General features: G+C 33.8%; 22 protein-coding genes. 16 read left to right on the top strand and 6 right to left on the bottom strand.

Annotation, left to right across the window (positions count from 1 at the left end; translation table 11 throughout):
- Nucleotides 1-8 precede the first annotated feature (8 nt).
- From ABX784_RS05410 to ABX784_RS05360, 11 genes are all read left to right on the top strand, one after another.
- Nucleotides 9-884: a ParA family protein gene (locus ABX784_RS05410; protein WP_372653564.1), complete on the top strand. Its 876-nt coding sequence runs from the start codon at nucleotides 9-11 to the stop codon at nucleotides 882-884.
- A 12-nt stretch (nucleotides 885-896) separates the two neighbouring features.
- Complete coding sequence (locus ABX784_RS05405; RefSeq protein ID WP_372653561.1) at nucleotides 897-1,832, top strand: ParB/RepB/Spo0J family partition protein; 936 nt, start codon at nucleotides 897-899, stop codon at nucleotides 1,830-1,832.
- 75 nt (nucleotides 1,833-1,907) lie between these two features.
- Nucleotides 1,908-2,261, top strand: coding sequence for a polymer-forming cytoskeletal protein (locus ABX784_RS05400; protein WP_372653560.1), 354 nt, complete (start codon nucleotides 1,908-1,910; stop codon nucleotides 2,259-2,261).
- A 177-nt stretch (nucleotides 2,262-2,438) separates the two neighbouring features.
- Nucleotides 2,439-2,882, top strand: coding sequence for a hypothetical protein (locus tag ABX784_RS05395; protein ID WP_372653558.1), 444 nt, complete (start codon nucleotides 2,439-2,441; stop codon nucleotides 2,880-2,882).
- A 14-nt stretch (nucleotides 2,883-2,896) separates the two neighbouring features.
- Nucleotides 2,897-3,427: a hypothetical protein gene (locus tag ABX784_RS05390; protein ID WP_372653556.1), complete on the top strand. Its 531-nt coding sequence runs from the start codon at nucleotides 2,897-2,899 to the stop codon at nucleotides 3,425-3,427.
- Nucleotides 3,428-3,444: 17 nt separating this feature from the next.
- The gene (locus tag ABX784_RS05385; RefSeq protein ID WP_372653554.1) at nucleotides 3,445-3,984 is read left to right on the top strand and encodes a FoF1 ATP synthase subunit delta; all 540 of its coding nucleotides are present in this window, start codon (nucleotides 3,445-3,447) and stop codon (nucleotides 3,982-3,984) included.
- An 18-nt stretch (nucleotides 3,985-4,002) separates the two neighbouring features.
- Nucleotides 4,003-5,505 (top strand): F0F1 ATP synthase subunit alpha, encoded by a 1,503-nt coding sequence (atpA, locus tag ABX784_RS05380; RefSeq protein ID WP_372653552.1) that lies wholly within the window; start codon nucleotides 4,003-4,005, stop codon nucleotides 5,503-5,505.
- A gap of 43 nt (nucleotides 5,506-5,548) precedes the next feature.
- Nucleotides 5,549-6,415, top strand: coding sequence for an ATP synthase F1 subunit gamma (gene atpG, locus ABX784_RS05375; protein WP_372653550.1), 867 nt, complete (start codon nucleotides 5,549-5,551; stop codon nucleotides 6,413-6,415).
- A gap of 9 nt (nucleotides 6,416-6,424) precedes the next feature.
- Nucleotides 6,425-7,846 (top strand): F0F1 ATP synthase subunit beta, encoded by a 1,422-nt coding sequence (atpD, locus tag ABX784_RS05370; protein WP_372653548.1) that lies wholly within the window; start codon nucleotides 6,425-6,427, stop codon nucleotides 7,844-7,846.
- 46 nt (nucleotides 7,847-7,892) lie between these two features.
- Nucleotides 7,893-8,324: an ATP synthase F1 subunit epsilon gene (gene atpC / locus ABX784_RS05365; protein WP_372653546.1), complete on the top strand. Its 432-nt coding sequence runs from the start codon at nucleotides 7,893-7,895 to the stop codon at nucleotides 8,322-8,324.
- Between the two features lie 132 nt (nucleotides 8,325-8,456).
- Nucleotides 8,457-10,571: a hypothetical protein gene (locus tag ABX784_RS05360; RefSeq protein ID WP_372653543.1), complete on the top strand. Its 2,115-nt coding sequence runs from the start codon at nucleotides 8,457-8,459 to the stop codon at nucleotides 10,569-10,571.
- A gap of 6 nt (nucleotides 10,572-10,577) precedes the next feature.
- Here the strand turns inward: ABX784_RS05360 and ABX784_RS05355 are convergent, their stop codons facing one another.
- Together ABX784_RS05355 and ABX784_RS05350 are read right to left on the bottom strand one after the other, a co-directional pair.
- On the bottom strand, nucleotides 10,578-11,939 hold the full coding sequence (locus ABX784_RS05355; protein WP_372653540.1) for a lytic transglycosylase domain-containing protein: 1,362 nt from the start codon (nucleotides 11,937-11,939) through the stop codon (nucleotides 10,578-10,580).
- Entirely contained in the window at nucleotides 11,927-13,096 is a 1,170-nt protein-coding gene (locus ABX784_RS05350) for a patatin-like phospholipase family protein (RefSeq protein ID WP_372653538.1), read from the bottom strand. The genes ABX784_RS05355 and ABX784_RS05350 overlap by 13 nt, the downstream gene beginning before the upstream one ends.
- 125 nt (nucleotides 13,097-13,221) lie before the next feature.
- On the opposite strand from ABX784_RS05350, the gene ABX784_RS05345 reads away from it, so the two are divergent.
- The 3 genes from ABX784_RS05345 to ligA are packed head-to-tail and all read left to right on the top strand — an operon-like array spanning nucleotide 13,222 to nucleotide 16,923.
- Complete coding sequence (locus tag ABX784_RS05345; RefSeq protein ID WP_372653535.1) at nucleotides 13,222-13,557, top strand: hypothetical protein; 336 nt, start codon at nucleotides 13,222-13,224, stop codon at nucleotides 13,555-13,557.
- Nucleotides 13,554-15,032, top strand: a complete 1,479-nt coding sequence (locus ABX784_RS05340) for a hypothetical protein (RefSeq protein WP_372653532.1) — start codon at nucleotides 13,554-13,556, stop codon at nucleotides 15,030-15,032. The genes ABX784_RS05345 and ABX784_RS05340 overlap by 4 nt, the downstream gene beginning before the upstream one ends.
- Nucleotides 15,033-15,039: 7 nt before the next feature.
- Nucleotides 15,040-16,923 carry an NAD-dependent DNA ligase LigA gene (ligA, locus tag ABX784_RS05335; RefSeq protein WP_372653530.1) on the top strand — a complete coding sequence of 628 codons (1,884 nt, stop codon included), beginning with the start codon at nucleotides 15,040-15,042 and terminating at the stop codon, nucleotides 16,921-16,923.
- 5 nt (nucleotides 16,924-16,928) lie between these two features.
- Here the strand turns inward: ligA and ABX784_RS05330 are convergent, their stop codons facing one another.
- Nucleotides 16,929-18,365 (bottom strand): phospholipase D-like domain-containing protein, encoded by a 1,437-nt coding sequence (locus ABX784_RS05330; RefSeq protein WP_372653527.1) that lies wholly within the window; start codon nucleotides 18,363-18,365, stop codon nucleotides 16,929-16,931.
- A gap of 145 nt (nucleotides 18,366-18,510) precedes the next feature.
- Nucleotides 18,511-19,995 carry an FGGY family carbohydrate kinase gene (locus ABX784_RS05325; protein WP_372653524.1) on the bottom strand — a complete coding sequence of 495 codons (1,485 nt, stop codon included), beginning with the start codon at nucleotides 19,993-19,995 and terminating at the stop codon, nucleotides 18,511-18,513.
- A 38-nt stretch (nucleotides 19,996-20,033) separates the two neighbouring features.
- Between ABX784_RS05325 and ABX784_RS05320 the strand changes: the two genes are divergently transcribed.
- Nucleotides 20,034-20,174, top strand: a complete 141-nt coding sequence (locus ABX784_RS05320; RefSeq protein ID WP_372653521.1) for a hypothetical protein — start codon at nucleotides 20,034-20,036, stop codon at nucleotides 20,172-20,174.
- 146 nt (nucleotides 20,175-20,320) lie between these two features.
- Complete coding sequence (locus tag ABX784_RS05315; protein WP_372653518.1) at nucleotides 20,321-20,875, top strand: TlpA family protein disulfide reductase; 555 nt, start codon at nucleotides 20,321-20,323, stop codon at nucleotides 20,873-20,875.
- Here ABX784_RS05315 and ABX784_RS05310 read toward each other — a convergent pair.
- Nucleotides 20,872-21,213 carry a hypothetical protein gene (locus ABX784_RS05310; RefSeq protein WP_372653515.1) on the bottom strand — a complete coding sequence of 114 codons (342 nt, stop codon included), beginning with the start codon at nucleotides 21,211-21,213 and terminating at the stop codon, nucleotides 20,872-20,874. The two genes, ABX784_RS05315 and ABX784_RS05310, sit on opposite strands and share 4 nt — an antisense overlap.
- On the bottom strand, nucleotides 21,201-21,524 hold a 324-nt coding region (locus tag ABX784_RS05305), incomplete at its 5' end, for an amidohydrolase family protein (protein ID WP_372653513.1). The genes ABX784_RS05310 and ABX784_RS05305, both read right to left, overlap by 13 nt.

Genomic DNA, 21,524 nt, shown 5'->3' with positions numbered 1-21,524 from the left:
AGACCTAAATGGCTAAAATCATTGCTATGATGAACCAAAAGGGTGGAGTTGGTAAAACGACTTCTACCATTAACCTTGCAGCATGCTTAGCAGTTGCAGAAAAGAGAACTCTAGTTATTGATCTAGATCCTCAAGGAAACGGAAGTATAAGTTTAGGGCTTGATGCTACGCAGCATACGGAGTGTAATGTCTATCACGCAATGATAGGTCATGCTCCAATGAAAGAAGCAATTTATCAAACAGAGCTACCATTTCTACATATATGCCCAAGTGATAATAACCTCTCTGGAGCTGAAATTGAGCTTGTGAGCCTATTTGCGAGGGAAGCTAAGCTGAAGATGGCATTCGAGCCAATAATGGACGATTACGACTATATTTTAATCGACTGTCCTCCTTCTTTAGGCCTTCTTACTGTGAATGCTCTAAATGCAGCAGATACATTTATTGTACCAATGCAAACAGAGTATTTAGCAATGGAAGGTTTAGCTCAATTATTAAATACAGTAAGATTAATTAAAACTAGTTTAAATCCTCAGTTAAAAATGGATGGAATTCTTTTAACGATGTTTGATGGTAGATCTAGTTTACATAAGCAAGTAACAGGCGAAATAAGAAAACATTTTGGAGAAAAAGTTTTCGAAGCTGTTATTCCAAGAAACGTTAAGCTTGCTGAATGTCCAAGTTTTGGAAAGCCTATTATTCTTTATGATATTGAATCTAAAGGCAGTGAAGCATACCTAGCATTGGCCAAGGAAGTGATCTTGAAAGAGAGAGAGGCTGAAGGACTACCAGAATTACCGGTAGAAGAACAAAAAGCAACAGAATTGCCAGAAGTTCCTAATTTAGAAAATTCTCAAATTCAATCACAAGACCAATTACAATAGGCGAGGTATTCAATGGCAAAAAAAGTAGCACTTGGAAAAGGTATAGGATCATTAATATCAGGCGCAAATAATGATGCAGTTCTTGGTAATTTAAAAAATAAAATGACGTTTACTGAAAGTGAGAACACACAAGAATCAAAACAAGCAGAAGTTAAAACAGTAGTTGAATATCAACCAGCAATGATTGAAATTTCAGAAATTAAAACAAATCCAAATCAGCCAAGAAAAATATTTAAAGAGAAAGAACTAGAAGAACTATCTCTATCTATTAAAGAGAATGGAGTAATACAACCAGTTATAGTTGTTCAACTTGATAAAGGTTATGAGCTAGTTGCTGGTGAAAGAAGATTGAGAGCATCAAAGCTTGCAGGTCTTACTAAAATTCCTGCTGTTGTAAAGAGAGCAACTGATAGAGAAAAGATGGTAATGGCCATCATTGAAAACGTTCAAAGATCAGATTTAAATTGCGTTGAAGAAGCTCTGGCTTATTACCAATTAATGGATGAATATAATTTAACTCAAGAAGAAGTTGCTAAAAAACTTGGTAAAGAAAGGTCAACAGTAGCAAACTTCTTAAGGGTATTAAAACTACCTAGAGATGTAATTGAGTTACTTCAAAAAGAGTTCTTATCTTTTGGGCATGCTAAGGTTTTAGCAGCAGAAAAAGATAGAGAAAAAACAATTAGGTTTGCAAACGAAGCAGTAGCAAATAACCTTTCTATAAGAGAGTTAGAAAAGCTAATCAAGTCTAGGAAAAACTTTAAAGAGCCTAAGGCAGCGAATCCATTTTTCGATGAAAAATTAGATTCTTTAAAACAAAAATTAGAAAAGAAAACAGGTTTTCATTTTCAAATGAACTCTAAGAAAAACGGAGCAGGACAAATTGTTCTTAAGTATTCTAATGAAGCAGAGTTTAATGATATTTTTGAATATTTAATGAATAGCTAAAAAAAACTGGTCCCATAGGACCAGTTTAAAAGTGGTTCTATGGGGGCAAAAAGAATGGTCCTATAGAACCAGTAAATGGAAGACAAGATGCAAAACAGTGAAAAAGATATTTCAGCAATTATTGAAGAGGGTTGTAAGTTTGAAGGCAACCTATCATTTAATGGAGTTGCTAGAATTGCAGGAATTGTAAATGGAAGTATTTTTTCTAACGATACTGTAATTGTTTCTGAGGGTGCCATTATTAACGCAGATGTGAATGCAAATGTGATTTTAATATCAGGTACTGTGAAAGGGAATATTAAAGCATCCAGCCGAGTAGAAATAATAAAGCCTGCACGATTTGAAGGTACAATTACAACGCCTAGCTTAATTGTAGAAGAGGGCGTTATCTTTCACGGTACAACAAAAATGCGTGATCAAGACAATTAGTAAACAAAAACAGTACTAATACCTATGTCAGAATTACATTTTTCTTAACAGATAATTCTTAAATTCCTTGACGTTATACGCCCTTAAAAGTATTCATTAAGGTCGTTTATACACATGAATCGTAAAATTAATTCTCCAATATAGAGAGAAATTAATAGAGTTAGGAGCCCAGGCAGTATGGATACTTTCCTTAATATTTTTAAAAGTTTAGGTGCTGATTTTACATTCTTTTATCAGCTAGCATTAGTTTTAGTTTTTTACTTTGCTTTAAAGTATTCCCTATTTGGAAAACTTCAAGAAGTGTTAGAACTAAGAGAAAACAAAACTACGAAATTAGAAGGCAATGCAAATAAGAAATTTGCAGAAGCTGAAGAGCTTGCTCAAAAGTATAAATCTGAACTAAGTAAAGCAAATCAAGAAGCGTACACATTCTTAACTGATAAAAAGAATAATGCACTTGATGTTCAAAAATCAAAATTAAAAGAAGTAGAGAATCAATTAAATATTCAAGTAGAAGCTAAGAGAAAAGAATTTATGGCCGAGCTTGAAGTACATAAAAACAATGTACTAAAAGAAGCTGATTCTTTATCTGGTGATCTTGTAAATAAATTAACAAATTAATAAGGATATATAGAATGTTGAAGTTAATTGCTTTAATTCTAACAGCTACTGAAGTTCATGCAGCTGGTGGAGCGGCCCACGGAGGTCACATTTCTGAACTTATGCTTCCAGCATGGAACTTTATTCCTCTAGTGATTGTAATGATTGTACTTTTAAGAAAGCCAGTCAGTGCAGCCTTTACAAAAAATGCTGAAGACGTAGAAGCTCTTTATAATGTAGCTGAACAAAAAGATAAAGAAGCTCAAATCAAGCTTGATATGTATGAAAAGAAAATGAACTCTCTTAAGGCAGAATCTGAAAAGATTATGAAAGAAACTAAAGAGCAAGTTGGTAACTTTGAAAAAGAAAGTGCTGAAGAAACAGTAGCAATGATTGAGAAGTTAAATACTGATGCTGATCAAAAAGTTAACTACGAAAAGAATCAGGCAGTAAAAGCAATAAATGCATCTCTAGTAGATGAGGTAATTGCAAAAGCAAAATCTAAGATTAATGAAAATAAAGAATATAAAGACAAAGTTACTAGTAATCTAGTTTCTGAAATCTAACTTTTGGTGGTTAAGTAATGAAAGAACAAATTGTTGCAAAAGCCTACGCTCAATCACTTATCGAATTAGCAAACGAAGCTAATGTTGATGCTGCGAAAGAGCTTACGGATTTAAATGTTCTTATAAATAAGAACAACAATCTAGAAAACGTACTGTTCTTAGATGTTTTTACAGTTGAAGAGAAGACTAGTGTAATGAAAGAAGTTCTTTCTAAGTTAGGCTTATCTGCAATCGTAACTAACTTTGTTAATTTTTTAATTAATGAAAAAAGAATTAGTATTTTTCCTCTTATCTTTAAAGAAGTAATTGTGATTGATGATCATAACAAAGGCTTCTTGAGAGGAACGATTGAAGGTAGTGATTCTGATGTATCTCCAGAGTTTAAAACTAAGATGACAGCATATCTTAAGGATAAACTAGGTTTAACAACAGAATTAACATATGTACAAAATGAAGACATCACAGCAGGTTACAAAGTAACTGTAGAAGATCTACAGCTTGATGCTTCGTTAGATAATCAATTAGCAAAATTTAAAGATTCAGTATTAAGTGAATAATTATTAAAGAGGTATCAAATGTCGATGAACCCAGAAGAAATTACGAGCATTATTAAAAGTAGAATTGCCAATTTCGAAACTAAATTACAAGTGGATGAAGTAGGTACAGTTCTAACTGTTGGTGACGGTGTTGCCAGAGTATTTGGACTTAAGAACGTTATGGCCGGAGAACTTGTTGAATTTGGAACAGGTACAAAAGGTATGGTTCTTAACCTTGAAGCTAACAACGTTGGTGTAGCTATCCTTGGTAACGATAACAACATTAAAGAAGGTTCTACTGTTAAGAGAACTGAGAAAATTGTTGAAGTTCCTGTAGGAGACGCTTTACTTGGTAGAGTTGTTAACGCTATCGGTGAGCCTATCGATGGACAAGGTGAAATCAATTCTGACAAGTTCGGAAAGATTGAAATTAAAGCACCAGGAATTATTGCAAGAAAGCCAGTTCATGAGCCTCTTCAAACAGGTATTAAGGCTATTGATTCAATGATCCCAATTGGTAGAGGACAACGTGAGCTAATCATTGGTGACCGTAAGACAGGTAAGACTGCAGTAGCAATCGATACAATCATCAACCAAAAAGGTAAAGATGTTGTATGTATTTATGTTGCAATCGGACAGAAGAACTCTACTGTTAGACAAGTACAACAAAAACTAAAAGAAGCTGGAGCACTTGAGTATACAATTATCGTATCTGCAACAGCATCTGATACAGCTCCACTACAATACCTTGCTCCATATACTGGTTGTACTATGGGTGAGTATTATAGAGATAATGGTAAGCATGCAGTTATCGTATATGACGATTTAACTAAGCAAGCTCAAGCTTATAGACAAATGTCATTACTTCTAAGAAGACCTCCAGGTCGTGAAGCATTCCCTGGGGACGTTTTCTATCTACACTCAAGATTATTAGAAAGAGCTGCAAAGCTATCAGATGATCTTGGAGCAGGTTCATTAACTGCACTTCCAGTTATTGAAACTCAGGAAGGTGACGTTTCTGCTTATATTCCTACAAACGTAATTTCTATTACTGATGGACAGATCTTCCTAGAGTCTGACTTATTTAACTCTGGTGTACGTCCAGCTGTTAACGTTGGTCTTTCAGTTTCTAGAGTTGGTGGTTCTGCACAGATTAAAGCAATGAAAAAAGTTGCTGGTACTCTAAGACTTGACCTTGCTTCATTTAGAGAGCTTGCTGCCTTCGCAGCGTTTGGTTCTGATTTAGATGCAGCAACACAAGCTCAGCTTTCAAAAGGTGAGAGATTAGTAGAGCTTCTTAAGCAAGGACAATATGTTCCTATGGAAGTTGTAGACCAAGTAATTGGTATCTACGCTGCTACAAGAGGACTTCTTGATTCTGTTCCTGTTAAAAATATCCAAGCTTGTGAGAAAGGTCTTATTGATCTTATGAATTCAAAGCACGCTGATATGGTTAAAGAAATAAATGAAAAGAAAGCTGTTCAAGATGAAGAAAAGCTAACTTCAATTATTAAAGAATTCGTAGCAGGATTTAAATACTAATTTGGAAGAAGGTAAAACTTCTTCCTCTTTATGAGGAGCCATAATGGCAAATATTAAAGAGCTTAAAAAGAAAATTAAAAGTACTAAAGGTACTTATAAAATTACTTCTGCTATGAAGCTCGTTTCTGCTGCAAAATTGAGTAAAGCACAACAGGCTATTCAAAATTCACGTCCTTATGCTAAGGAGCTTGAAGATACGATTAAGACTGTTTCAGCGCTTGTTCAAGATTACAGCCACGAATATCTAGTAGAAAGTGATAATAAGAAGTCTGCACTTCTAGTTATCTCAAGTAACAAAGGTCTTTGTGCAGGTTACAACTCTCAGCTTTCTAAGAAAGTTAAGAACTTTATTTCAAAAACTGATGAAGAAGTTGAGTGCTACTTTATTGGTAAGAAAGTAAAAGACTTAGTTAAGAAAGAAGTTGTAGTAGCGAAAGAGTATTCTTTTGAAAAAATTGAGCCAACATACAATGAAATGGTTGAACTATCTGAAGAGCTTGCTGACAAGTTCAAAGCTGGTGAGATTGGAAGAATTTATGTTGCTTATAATATTTTTGAATCAGCAATTGCGTTTGAGCCTTGTGTAAAACAAGTTCTTCCAATGGCCTTAGCTGAAGAAGAAAAAGAAGAGTTACAAGAAAAGTTTCCATTTGATTTTAAGTATGAGCCAACACCAAAGGAAATACTTGATTCATTAATTCCACAGACTTTTGTCAGCTCTGTTTATACATCTCTATTAGATGCATTAGCAGCAGAGCATGGGTCAAGAATGAGTGCGATGGATTCAGCATCTTCTAACTGTAAAGAAGCAATTGATAAACTAACTATTAAAATGAACAAATTAAGACAAGCGGCCATTACAACTGAGTTAATTGAAGTTGTATCAGGTGCTGAGTCATTAAATGGCTAAGGAGCAGTAATGTCTGAGACAAATATTGGGTACATTAAGCAAGTTATGGGTCCTGTTGTTGACGTAGAATTTCCAAATGGAAAACTTCCATCGATCTACAACGCTTTAACTTTAACAAACAAAGTTATTTCAGAAGAAAAAAACAATCTAGTTGTTGAGGTTTCTCAACACTTAGGTGACAACGTAGTAAGATGTATTGCTATGGACGCGACTGAAGGTCTTGCAAGAGGCTTAGAAGTTGTAGATACAGGTAAAGCTATTCAAGCTCCAGTTGGTAAAGAAGTTCTAGGACGTATTATTAACGTTACTGGGCAGCCAATTGATGAAAGAGGTGATATCGGTAATAAAGCATCTAATGATATTCACAGAGAAGCTCCTACATTTGATGATCAAGCGACATCAAAAGAGCCATTCTTTACTGGTATTAAAGTAATTGACCTTCTTGCTCCATACCTTAAGGGTGGAAAGATTGGTCTATTTGGTGGTGCCGGTGTTGGTAAGACAGTTCTTATTATGGAGCTAATTAACAACATTGCAACTCAACACGGTGGTTTCTCAGTATTCGCAGGTGTTGGTGAAAGAACACGTGAGGGTCGTGACCTTTACGATGAAATGAGTGAGTCAGGCGTTATTGATAAAACAGCACTGGTATATGGGCAGATGAATGAGCCACCAGGTGCAAGAGCGAGAGTAGCACTTACAGGTCTTACTGTTGCGGAATATTTCCGTGATGTTGAAAAGCAAGACGTTCTTTTCTTCGTTGATAATATCTTCCGTTTTACTCAAGCTGGTTCAGAAGTTTCTGCACTACTTGGACGTATCCCTTCTGCCGTTGGTTACCAGCCAACTCTTTCTACAGAAATGGGTGCTATGCAAGAAAGAATTACATCAACAAAAGATGGTTCAATTACATCTATTCAGGCCGTTTACGTTCCTGCGGATGATTATACGGATCCAGCGCCAGCAACTACATTTGCTCACCTTGATGCGACTACAGAACTTTCAAGATCTATTGCTGAAATTGGTATTTACCCAGCGGTTGATCCTCTGACTTCTTCTTCAACTATTCTTTCTGCTGAAGTACTTGGTGACGAGCACTACGATACAGCAAGAGCGGTTCAAGAGATTCTTCAGAGATATAAAGAACTTCAAGATATTATCGCAATTCTTGGTATGGATGAGCTTTCTGAAGAAGATAAGCTTATCGTTGGTAGAGCTAGAAAGGTTCAAAAGTTCCTTTCTCAGCCATTCTTCGTTGCTGAGCAGTTTACTGGTAACCCTGGTAAATTCGTTTCTATTGAAGATACAATTTCAGGATTTAAGTCAATCCTTGCTGGTGAATGTGATGATCTTCCAGAGCAAGCATTCTACCTAATGGGTAACCTTGATATGGTTAAAGAAGAAGCGAAAAAGATTCTTAAAAGTAATTAATTAATAACTGAGGGTGCATGCGCCCTCAGGTTTATTTGGGATTAGTATGAATAATTTTACAGTAGATGTTTTAACTCCATATGCAATTGTTGCTAAGGATATTCCTGCTGAAGCACTTTTGGTTCCAACTGAAAGAGGGCAAATCAATATTCTTAAAGATCACACACATCTTGTGACTAAGTTAGATACGGGTATGCTTTCAGTTTTTGGTGGTGCAGATGACCCTGATAGATTCTTTGGAATAACTACAGGAATTTGTAAGATACTTGACCAGAAAGTTACTATTCTCGCAAACGTTGCTGAAGAAGCTGTAGAAATTGATAAAGATAGAGCTATGGAAGCATTACAAAATGCTAAAGAGAGACTTTCTGAGTCTCAAGGTCTTTCTGATGAAGAAATTGATAAGTACAGAAGAAAAGAAGAAAGAGCTAAGCTTAGAATTCAACTTCATGACTTTGTAAGAAGCAGAGATAACTAAAGAATAGTCAAAATTGAATATCCAAAAGGCCACTTTATAGTGGTCTTTTTTTTTGCCTATTCACAAAATCACTAGGCAAAGTTTTAGTACTTTAAAATTCAGTCATTAGCGTTGAAAATAGAAGTACTAGTAATGAAAAAACATGTATTTCTAACAACCATATTCGCACTCTTCACAGTCGCCTCAATCGAGGTCTCCAGGCATAGCTATAAACTACTTACAGATACGACTACAATTAGCTTAGAGACGGTAATAAACGCTTCTAAGACCATTCGTAAAACTAAAGTCGTAATCAATAACAGTTCTAATAATGTAGATAAAAAAGAAGTATTACAAAAATCTCTAGAGTCTAAATATAGAATCTCTGTTGCACGCTTTGAAAAGAGAAAGAAAGTAGCAAAGGTATATAAGTCTAATAAGAAAAGAGAAAGAAACTTAAAACACTTAGAAATAAATAATTCAAAATTAATAAGTATGAAAGCTTACGAGGTTCCAATGGTAAAAACCCTAGTTGTTTCAAGTCTACTTAATGGCTTCTCACTGCCAGTGGATAGTCAGTTTAATATTCATGAAGAAAAAGTAGCTATTAATAAAACTATTAAAAAAGAAGAGAAAGTTAAAATATTAGAGAATGTAAAAGAGGATGAAGTTAAGACAAGCTTATCCGCAACTGAGAAGTTAGCCCCTGAAGAAGAAGCTCTAATTAATGAATTAGTAAATAACGTGAGTATAGAAGAAGTAGTTGCTAAGAAAGATAAAACAGAAAAGAAAGAAGATAGTAAAAAAGAAGAAAGTGATGAACTTCTATTTTTTGACTACTCAGAAAAGAAACAAGAAGAAATTGTTGAAGCATCTAATAAAGAGATGAAAAAAGAAATCAAAAAGCAAATTGTAGCGATGACAGAAAACCCATTAAAAGAAGAAGTTATCTCAATTGATGAGGCCATGAAATTACTACCTAAAGGAAAGCAGGTAAAATTAAATGTGGATACTCAAAAGTCTGTGGCTAGTCACTTTGCAAAAGATGAGAGTGTAAATCAAAATAAAAATGAAAAGCAAAATGACTATTCACAATTAATACAGTCATCACTAAGTGCTAATGATAAGAAGTCATATCCAACAAATGCAAAATTAACTGTTAGAACATCTCTTGGAATAATAGATGATGGCCTAAAGAAAAACTCTACTCCATTTCAGTTTGTAAGTGATGTGAGCTTTGGCGAACCAATGAGTAGTGGTTCTATAGGGGCAATACAGATTGAGGAAATGATTAACGAGAGAGTTTCAACAATAAGAGGAACAATTTTAAGTAGTGATACGTTCCCAACAATTGTTGAACTTCCATTAGAGTATGGGGACTTCTTAGTTAATATTCCTCTTCTTGAAAGAGATGATGTCTTTAAAAGATTTGAAGGAATTAGAGGAGCAATGTTACTTGTAGAGTTAGATGAATCTACTGACAGTATAGACATTGATCATAAGTATCTTGAGAGAATACTTCTTAATGATAGATTTAAAACAGTAGAGGAAGGTGACGACTATAGATTCATTCTTTATGTTGGAGTAGAACCAGGTAATACTCTTATACAATATCTAACGTTAAATAATGAAATTGGTGAAAAAATAGTTCACTTAGTTGAAGACCATGTTTTTTATGAATCAAATACCTATATAGCTTCTAAGAAAGAAAAAATTGAATTATTTGAAACAAAACTACTTGGTAAAAATGATCTTGAATTAAATATTGATAGCGATGATGTGAGGTACTTCAATACAGGCTTAGGTTCTAAGTCAATAGGATTGAACTTATATGAAGTAGAAAGACCAATACTTCCATTAGGTATGAGAAAATACCTTGAGCTGAGACACTTTGGCGAGAGTATATATGTTGGCTATATGGATAATAAAGCACTTCATATTCCAAGTAAGGACTATCTAAATTACGTAATGGATACGTTTAAAATAGGTGACCTTGATAATAAATGTCTAATTCAAATAAACTTCAGTAAAAACATTATTGATATGAAAGTCGCTAGTGAAAGTTATAAAGGTCCGATAGGTATTGAAACGTTGTACCTAGATAAAGATGGTATGTTCAATACAGAAGCTAGTGACTTTGCAAAGAAAGTGTTCATGATCGGAGATACAATGGGGACAATTAACGTTGAAGTTGAGTATTCAGATCAATCAAAAGATTTAATTCAGACATTTTGTTCATCAAATACAATTATAGTAGAGCAGTTGTAGAAAGAATTACTTTCTACAACGCATTTTAGAAACAAGCTTTGACCAGTTCTTTGGATACTTCTTCGTAATATATTTATCTGGTAATTTGTAATATTTTCTAGGGTTTAAATCAACATCAGAGAAAATCGTTTGTCCTTTTCTAAGCCTAGATTTTAACTTTCTCTTTTTAAAATGTAGATTTATTATCCTGGCTTCAGGGTCTTGCTTAATGATATTTCGAAAATACCAGTCAGGAGACTGAGTACATTTAGTTATGTATATTTGAACTCTATCATGAGGATCACCCTTAGGTTTTTCGAAGAAGTTCTCTCTGTAAGCTAAGGAGTACACAAGAGCTAAGAACTCAGAGTAGAAGTTCTTAGAAGCAAATCCTATGTGTGGATGCTTATAGTGAGTAAGAATATACTCAAGATCTGCATCTTTCTTTTTGAGTTTTCTCTTGGCCTTTATATAGTGTTTAGGACCAGAGTTATAAGCAGTAACAGCTAAATCCCAAGACTTGAGTATCATTTTATTTTGTTTTAATAGATGGAGTGCACTTATAGTAGATAATAACGGGTTCATTCTTCCGTCCACATACTTATTAATGTCCATGAAGTGACTACCTATATACTTCATAAATTGCCATGTTCCAGTTGCATCAACTTTAGAGCGGGCCTTAGTATTGAAAGATGATTCTAGAAAAGGGATGGCCTTAAGTTCTTTTGGAAGCTTAAACTTCTCAAAATACTTATTCATAGAGCTTTCAAAGGGTTGAATATTAGTTAAGCCGCTTTGAATATTATCTTTTTGTCCTGTTTGTGCTCGAAGATTTTTGGATAACTTCTTGAAAAAGTTAGTTCGCTTAGATTTACCTTTTGGGATTTTAATTCTGGCATTTTTTAAGACTTTTAGAATACTTTGTTCTTTTAAACCTAAGTTCTTATTAGCTCCTAGATTTTTAAAGACTTTTTTAAGCTCAGCAACCTTAGTAAGTGTGAGTTTGGACTGTAGGGCAAACTTAGTATGATGATTAAGGCCAGACTTTGCTAAAGAGGTGTAGTCGATAACATCATAAATAATACTCATATTTACTTTGTCGTGAAGGACTGAGTAGTTAGAGTCGTAAAGAGTGTAGATATTAAACCAAAAGTGAACTTTATTGTAAAAGTACTTAGGAATTGGAAACTCATTTGAAATTCGGTTTTTAGGATCTCTAGCATAGAAATGGAATTGATCACCTTTATAAAGTGGTCCTAGATCGAAATATTCTACTTTCTTCTTTAGAACGATACTTTCTATGATTGTTAAATCATCTTGAAAGAAGTTCTCTGGAATCAATGCATATGACTTTGTAACAAATAAAAATACGAGTATTAACTTTCCCATTCGTGCCGTTTGAAGATATTTATTGTTCGTTTATAGCCTGCAGATACCATTTCGGATGTCTTATCTGGATTAAGAGAAAAAGAATTTCTAAAAAACAGTTTATAGTCATCATGCTTTGGATAAATGTCGATCATATGAACATTAGGTTTATAAGATAATTTACGCTCTAAGATAGAGGTTAATTGTTTTCTGTGCTTTTCATCAAATTTATTTGATTTAAGGTAATCATTAACAGTATTTATTATATCTGATGAAAGTTCTCTTCTTGCTCTATTGGCTACAATTTTCTTTTGAATCATCAAATAGATGGCCTGTGTACAAATTGCAGGTAGCCCGTAATTAACAAGAGAACCTATCTCGTCATGAAAATGATAAGGTGTATGTGTCCAAGAAGATATAATAAACTCACAATTATGGTCGAATGCTACGTGAGTAGATAGGGTTTCTCTAATTTCCCCATCAATATAGTAATCTGTCTGGCCAGTGTGAGGGTTCTTAATTGGATATGGACTATAAAAAGGTGGGACACTCATTGATGCCGTAACACTCTCAGCTAGAGGTATTCCAGTATAGTAGTTTGCAGTACTGTCGTGGCTAGGATTTGGGTAGTTATACTTACTAAATATTACTTTTCTAGAGTGATCCAGCTGAGTCGCTACAACAAAAAGGTCAGCTTTGAGCTCTTCAAAAGTCTTTTCATTGATGACATTTTCAATTAAGTAGTCATGTAGACCTTGAGTACTAAAAATTCCAGATACATTCAATAGAGGCTTGAATAATCTCTTTAATAGACTTGGAAAGCCTTCTAGAGGATCGTAGAAGCTACTAGGTGAAGCAAGAGGCTTCTTCAAGCTGAGCATGTCTTTATAGTTAATAGCTCTTATTTTGCTATTATTCTTATTTATTGTGGCCTCAATAATATCGATAGGTCTAAAGCCTTGAGCAAAATATAGGCCTATTAAAGAACCAGCACTTGAGCCGACATAGGTAGATATTTCTAATTCACTATCTGGCGAATTATTATTTTTAAGTGTGAAGCCAAGCTCTTCTAGAGCAAGTGCAACACCTAGGTGCCAAGCTGCTGCCTTTACAACACCACCTGACATTATTAATGCTGTCTTTTTATTCTTAAAATTTGATATGTCTACTCTTTGCATGAAATGATTATAGACGCGTATTGAATTAAAAAAAAGTAACCTTTTTTGGTCAAGTAATAGATATTTTTGATTAATCACCATAAATTGAATAAAATGATTATAATTACATAAATCATGGAGTGATTATGCAAATTGAAGGTTTATGGCTATCCATTGCTGAATATTCACAGATAAGGAATATTTCAGTTTCAACTATCAGAAGATATATTAAGTCTGAAAGAGTTAAGTTTAAGAAAGAGAATGGAAAATTCTTAATCTTTATGAGTAATGAAAATTATAAGAAATATGAATCAAAGAATAGTGATGACGGTGAATTACTCAAGGCAAAGCTAAAAATTCAAGAGCTTGAAATTCAGCTTAAGGCCATGCGCTTAGAAAATGATGAATTAAAAATGTTAGTTGATATATATGAAGGACTAGCAAAACCAGATAAACTTCCAGATTTACCGGCTGAATTATGATTAAAATACTTTCAATATTATTATTTATCTCAATATCTTTAAATTCTAATGCTTCTCAGTCTATGAGGAGATGTATGCTTCTTCCTGTGAAGGATTCAATTGGTGGAGCTCTTGGTTTTAAAGTTTTTGAAGAAGTTGAAAGATACTTGAAAACATCGGATTGGTGTTACTACAAATCAAATTCTGAAATTATAAATATCTTAGGTAATTATAAAAGGAATCTAAATGAATACCTTCATAATCCAGATGTATTAAAAGTTGTAGCGGAAAAAACAAAAGCTGGAAGTATTATCAGAGTTGAAATAGTTAGCGAAGGGAAGGGAGTCGATGTAAAGATGACTGTTCTCGGAGATAATGGATCTGATGTTTATTATAAAGATAACTTAAAGCTAACAAGTAATGATCCTGTTGTTATTGGACAGACTGTTAAGAATTGGTTGGATCAGTTTGAAAAAAATATTCCATATGATGGAAGGATTTTAGGAATATTAGGAAATCAATTTACTGTAGATTTTGGAAAAAGCTACGGTGTATTCATTAATGACTCTATAGATGTAATTAGACCCATTAAGAAAAAAAGACATCCGCTTTTTAAAGAGATTGTAGATTGGGAAACAGAAAAGCTTGCAAGTGGACGTGTATTTTATGTCTCTCCAACACAAGCTCAGGGAAAAATCGATAAATACGAAACAAGAAAAAGAGTTGAAGTCGACGACTGGGTAATTCTAAAAAAAGATGACAATACCCAAAAAGCTGACTTATTAAAAATCCCATATGGACAAGAGGGTGGAAAAAATGATTACTCATTTGGGAAACTTGGTACTGTGGGAATATTTGGAGTTTTAAGTTCAAGTAAAGTTTCAAGCTCTACTGGCTCAGCAACAAATAGCTTAAGTGGATTGTTGATGGGTGTTAATTTAGAAGCAGAAGTTTGGGCGACAAGAAACTATTGGGGAAGTTTAGAGCTTGGTGCAAACTTTGGGTCTCAAAAGAAAAGTAGTGGAAATTTATCGATAGATTCAAACTCAACGACTAACAGTAAGTTTAAACTTAAACTAGGTTATAGATATCTTCCTTTAGGGTTCTTTTATGGACCTCAGTTAGATGCATATGCTGGTTACGCAAAGTATACTTATGGGCATGATGATTTATCAGCTGATAAAATTGGTGAGGTAACTTTTAGTGGGTTAATTCTAGGTGGTAGAGGAAGTATACCGCTAATGAAAAAATTTAGGGCCCACTTGAGTTTAGAATTCATGCTTACGTCTAGCTACAATGAAGATACTTTATTGTACGGAGAAGATGAATCTAGTAGTAATTACAGTATAGAAATAGGTGGAAGTCATAACTATAGTCCAAATATGGATATAGATGGTGGCATTGAGTTTAACAGTAACAAGGCTAAGTTTTCAGGAGGACGTTCTATGTCTCTTAAGGATACAGCTTTCAAAGGCGGAGTTAGATTTAACTTCTAAAATCATAATGAAAAATAGAATAAAAGAACTAGAAGATTTAATAGAGCACCATAAGGTGCTTTATTATCAAGGCAAACCTGAAATTCAAGATCACGAATACGATAAATTAGAAGATGAACTAAAGGAAATATCTCCTGATAGTCCGGCTCTTAAAATTGTAGGGTCTCTTGTAAAGTCGAATAAAAAAGTTAAGCATGATGAAAAAATGCTGAGCTTAGCAAAGACATATAAAGTAGAAGAACTCGAATCCTGGATGGACGGTAAAGAGGCCATCTCTATGTATAAAATAGATGGAATGAGCTGTTCTCTTATTTATGAAAATGGTCAACTAGTTTTAGCAAAGACAAGAGGTGATGGGAGCTTTGGTGAAAATATAACACCTAAGGCCTTATGGATAAATTCAATAGTTAAAAGTATATCAGATAAAAATCGAATTGAAGTTCGAGGTGAGATATTTTGCGATGAGGAAAATTTTTTCAAATTGTCTGATGAGATGATTTCTCTGGGTCTTGAGAAGCCGACCTCACAAAGAAATATTGTTGCAGGAATAATCTCTAGAAAAGATCATTTACAGCTGTCTAGAAAATTAACATTTAAGGCATTTGAGTTAATTGGAAAAGATGAAATCTCTACTGAAGTAGATAAGATGAATTTCTTAAAACAAGAAGGGTTTGAAACTTTAGAGTATACGCTTCATAAAAACTCAAGCTCCCTTGCGGCAACAATTGAGGAATCAAAACAGTTTATGTCAGAAGGAGATTATCTGATTGATGGAATTGTTTTTAGCTTTAATGATCAGAGATGGCACAGAGAATTGGGAGAAACAGCTCACCACCCTCGTTATAAAATGGCATTCAAGTTTCAAGGTGAGTCTAAAAATACAAAAATTAAATCCATTCTTTGGCAAGTCTCTAGAAATGGTATCTTAACACCTGTGGCAAACGTTGAACCAGTAGAACTAAGTGGAGCAAAGATTTCAAGAGTTACTTTGCACAACTTTGGTCTAGTAAATCAGTTTGAACTTAAACCTGGTGATGAGATAGAGATTATAAGATCAGGAGAGGTTATCCCTAAGTTTTTATCTGTGATTGAAAGTTCAGATAAGAAGTTCTCCTATCCTACTAGATGTCCTTCTTGCGATAGTGAGGTCTCTAAGGTTGATATAAGGCTAATTTGTACTAATCCTGAATGTCCGGCAATTGTTAAAGAAAGTATTTTAAATTATATCCAAAAAATAGGTATCGATGACTTAAGCTCAAAACGCTTAGAGGAACTTATTAAGGCAAAGCTAATTCTAAAAATTCCTGACCTCTATAAGTTAGATATGGATATGCTTTTAAGTTTAGATAAGGTTAAAGAAAAGTTAGCAACTAAACTTTTAAGTTCGATTGAAGGTAGTAAGTCTGTAGACTTAATTACATTTCTTTCAGCTCTTGGTATAAGTGGTGGAGCTTATAATAAGTGTGAAAAGGTTGTATTTGCTGGATATGACAATCTAGAAAAAATAAAAAAATTAAGTGCTGAAAAATTACAAAACATAGATGGCTTTGCTGAAAAGTCTTCGGTGGATTTTTTCGAATCCTTGAAGTCTAAATTTGAGCTTATTGATGAGTTAGAAAAATTTGGCTTTACCTTTGAAGAATTGGTGAAGAATGAAACTAAAGTAACAGATAAAAAGATTTGTATTACAGGTTCTCTTTCTGAAAAAAGATCTGTAATAGAAGCGAAGATAAGAGATGCCAGTGGTATTGTTGTCAGTTCTGTTACTAAGAATACAGATATTCTTGTAACAAATGATCAGTCTAGTGGATCGAGTAAATTAAAAAAAGCTCAAGGGTTAGGAATTTTAATCATTACTGAAGAAGAGCTAATCCAAATGACTAACTCTTAATTAGTTTATCTAGGACAACCCCAAAATGAGTTTCTATTAATATCGTAATAAAGGCAATCTTTGTTACGATAGAGTCCTTTAAATAAGTTTTTTGCTATTTTTCGAACACTCGTTCTTAAATTTAAAACTTCTGACCATGATAGAGCAATAGCTTCTTTTGCATGTAGAGCGATAGAAGAGTTATCTTTCAATGTAGTAAACTGGTCTAGGTACTCTTGTCTTGGTTTATCTGAATTATCTCTATTCCAGCTCCACTGATTTAAGAATTCATTTTTAAAGCTTTTAAATAATCTCTTATTCTTATCTGTTTTATAGATAACCATGTTATCAAATTGATTGTGCTCAGCAGTTCTACTTAGATTGTAAGAACCTGAAATAAGAATAGTATTATCGTAATCATTCTCATCGAAATCTATAAGTATAAATTTATGGTGGTTAAGTAACCAATGTCTTGGGGAAGGTGAGTGAGAATAATATTTAACTCTTACTGGGGCTTCTTTTTTAGAGTTACCTTTAATTTTTTTCCAGTCCTTTACAAATTGAGGAGTCATTTCTTTGTTGTTAATCTTTGACTTAAATTCTTGATTATCAACAGTAAGCTTAACATCAATTCCTCTTTTTGAAGCATTAACTAGTGCGTCTGAAATCTCTCTAATATTAAAGTGGTTTAGTGATAAGTAGACATTTTTCTTCGCATTATTTATATGGTCAATAATTGTGTCTCTTACTTTCCATGTTTGGTTTTTAACACCATTTCTTCTTTTTAAAGTATAGTACTTTCCAATTTTATAAGACTTTGATGATGGTTGATTTTCTTTAATAGTAAAATTCATTGAGCTAGATAGAAGAGTTACTTCTGAATGCTTTGGAAGGTTTTGTAACTTATTTAATGGAAGCTTTTCCGCAATAGATTCTTCTGCTGTAAAAATATCTTTTCCTGAGTTCCATAGGATAGTAAACTCTTTCTTAAACTGACTAATTAGAAGTTTTCCCTCTAAGCTTTCATCATTATGGAAGATGAAGTTTTCGCTATATCTGCTTTTTGCCCCACCAGACATATTGGCAGAAGAGTTAACGAGAAAGTTATTATCTATAAGAATAAATTTTTCATGCATATTCATCTTTGCAATCTTAAGATCAGCCCCAAGGGTTTCTAACTCTATTGCAACTTTTTTTATTCGAGCTTTCTTAGCAAGGCTTGGATGTAGAATGATCTTAACTTCAGCACCCTTCTTTAAAGCATCTTTAAAAGAATTGGTTATTCCTTTATCCGACCAAGAATAAATCGTTGCATAGACATAATTTTGTGATTGATTAACTTTTTTATAGATTATTTCAAAGGCCTCGGCACCCTCATGAGGGGAGAATTTTGAATAGAATTTTGTATCAGCATATATATTTAGGGAAAGTAGAATTAAGATAATACTTGTTAAGAATTTCATATTTTCACCTTCAAATGAGTAAGTTCTACGGGAATTTATCCTATATAGATATATACATATAAGTTGATGCTGCGAATGGCAAAAGCGTATAGAAATGTGTGAAGGAATTACAGATTAGATATATGAATTCAGTAGGTTAAGCCCTCTAAAGGAATAGAGAGCTTATATATTTTGACCATTTCTTCTTCTTCATCTGATAATGCTCACGTTGAGTATTATTACCTGTGAATGAGCAATCTTTTTGCCAGAGCTCAGCTATTTTGTCTTTCTTGATAATTCTAGCTCCTATTGCAGAAGCAAGCGCTGCCCCATAGGCCGTTGTTTCAATCACTTTAGGTCTAATGATTTCTACTTCAGATATTGTTGATTGAATATTCATGAGAAGTTCATTATTTACTGCTCCACCATCTACTTTGAGTGTTTCAATTTTTGAGTCAGTATCTAGGATCATTGCCTGTAGTAAGTCATTTATAGATAGTGCCATACCGTCTAGGCATGCTCTTGCAATATGTTGCTTTCCTGTATCTCTTGTAAGTCCTAAAATTGCCCCTTTTGCGTCTGTAGACCAATAAGGAGAGCCTATTCCTGTAAAGAATGGGAGAAACATAACATGCTCCATCTCATCTAAATTTTTAACTTTATTTGCAAGGTCTTCAATGTCTGAACTCTTTTTAATCATATCAAGGTTATCTCTTAACCATTGAACAGCAGCACCACAAATGTAAGTACTTCCCTCTAAGGCATAGAAAGTCTTTCCATTTTCCTTATAGGCCACGGTTGTTAAAAGGCCTTGCTTTGATTCTTTAATTTCACTTCCAGTATTTAAAAGCATAAAGGCACCTGTTCCATAGGTACACTTTAAATCTCCTGAGTTTAATCCTGCCTGTCCAAAGAGGGCACTTTGCTGATCACCAAGAATTCCTGTAATTGGAATACCGTCAGGCAGAAATGAAAGACCTTTTGTTTCTCCAAAATCAGTAAAAGAGTCACAGATCTCTGGAAGTGTATTCTCTGGTACCTTAAATATATCAAGTAGTTCAGGGCACCATTGTGTTGTTTTCAAATCCATAAGAAGTGTTCTAGACGCATTGCTTGCTTCAGTTTTATGAGAAATTGAATTTGTTAACTTGTATAAAATAAATGTGTCTATTGTACCAAAGAGTAGATCATTGTTTTGATAAGCTTGTTTTACATTTGCATTGTTTTCAAGCAGCCAATTCATTTTAGTTCCAGAAAAGTAAGAGTCTAATTGAAGACCTGTTTTCTTCCTAATAAAGCTTTCTTTGTCTTTTAGGGATTGGCAACGATCACTTGTTCTTCTGTCTTGCCATACAATTGCGTTTGCAAGAGGAGCTCCTGACTTACTAAAAGCACATGTAGTTTCTCTTTGATTTGTTATTCCTATAGATACAATTTGATCTGCAGATAAGTTATTCTTTCTAATAATCTGTCTTATAGTAAATTCAATGGATTCCCAAATGTCGTTGAGGTTATGCTCAACCCAAGATGGTTTAGGAAAAATTTGAGGAAACTCTTTATTAATTTTATCAACAAAACTCATTGTTTTGGCATCAATTAATACTGCTGTAGTTCCTGTGGTACCCTGGTCTATAGAGAGTATGTAGTTCATATTATCCTCAATGATTAAATGAAATTTATCTTAATTGTATGTCAGAGGGTGTTGGCTTTGCAATGGCCTTAACTGTTCCTAACCACCTTTGTGATATTGAACTGTTGAGCCCTTTAAGCATTCCAAAAGAGATCATTATCATTGCTAATAGAATGAATAGAAATTCTATAAAAGCTTGACCCTTATTGTTGACTATAAGCTGCTCTGGGGGCATATTTGCGTCGAGATATTGTAGTAATTCTTGCTGGTGGGAATTGAATTCTTGCTTAAATAAATCGACTTTTTCCATTATACTAAATGCTAATCTAAAGAGACAGGGGTCTCAATGAAGAAATATTTTCCAATTTATATAGCTTTGGCCTTTCTTACAATTCTAGGAGTAGGGCAGGGAATGTTTAACCTTTTTGATTTGAAAGCTGATGCGACAAAAACAGAGAAGAAAATCCACACTCATTATGAGTCTCTTTTTAATTCTTTAGAAGTAACTACAACTGAAAATAAGAAGCTTAAGTTTAAAGAAGTAAAGGCGCCAATTGTGATTTTAAACTTTTGGGCGACTTGGTGTAAGCCTTGTCTTATAGAGTTTCCTTCAATTGTAAAAATGAAAGAAAAGTATGACGATTCTAAAGTACAAGTTTTTGGAATTAATCAGGACGATGAAGACCAGATTAAAAGTATAAAAAAAATAGAAAAGAAATATAAATTAAACTTTCCAAATATTGCAGACGTTAATGGTTTTATTCTTGAGCAGTATATGGTTTCAGCAATACCAGTTTCAATTATTTATCATAAAGGTAAAGTCATTCAGGTTTCAAATGGAGCAAAAGATTTTAGCTCTGAAGAAATCTATGAAAAATTTGATAAACTTCTAAAAAACTAATTACAGTTATTCATCTTTGTTACTTGGGCCTTATCTTTTAAGGCCTCACATTCGTTTGTATAAATTCTTGGTGATGGCATTACTTGTGTACACATCATTCCTTCGGGACATTCCTTCATAGAAGGTGTTGCGCATACTTCACCAGAGTTTATATTACACTTACATTCACCAGGCGTGATATCTAAAGCACCATTGCACTTTGCTAAGCACTTATTGTCGTACTGTACTCCGTTAGAGCAAACAGGAGCGTACTCAAAAGTACATGCACACTCTTTAACTTTCTCGTTACATGAAGAAAGTATAAAAAGTAGGGCGAGCGAAGCGATTAACGAATGCAAAGGTTTGCTCCCCAGTGGTATGTAATTTTATCAATATTATCTACATCAAAAATTGTAAATCTTGGCTTTAATCCTGGAATTAAAGCACCTTGAGATTTTAAGTTCAAAGCATGTGAAGCATTTAAAGTAATTGCAGACCAAAGTTGAGCAATATTCATTTTATAAGTAGGTGCAGCTAAAGATGCTACAAGAAGAAGGTTGTCGCAATGACAAGATCCTGGATTGTAGTCAGATGCAATGGCTACTTTCGCACCAGCATCAAAAAATGCTTTTGCATCAGCTTGGGGTTTACCTAAGAAAAAACCTGTCCC

Source organism: Halobacteriovorax sp. (assembly GCF_041587335.1).
GTDB lineage: Bacteria > Bdellovibrionota > Bacteriovoracia > Bacteriovoracales > Bacteriovoracaceae > Halobacteriovorax.
This window is presented reverse-complemented; position numbering and strand designations above follow the sequence as displayed.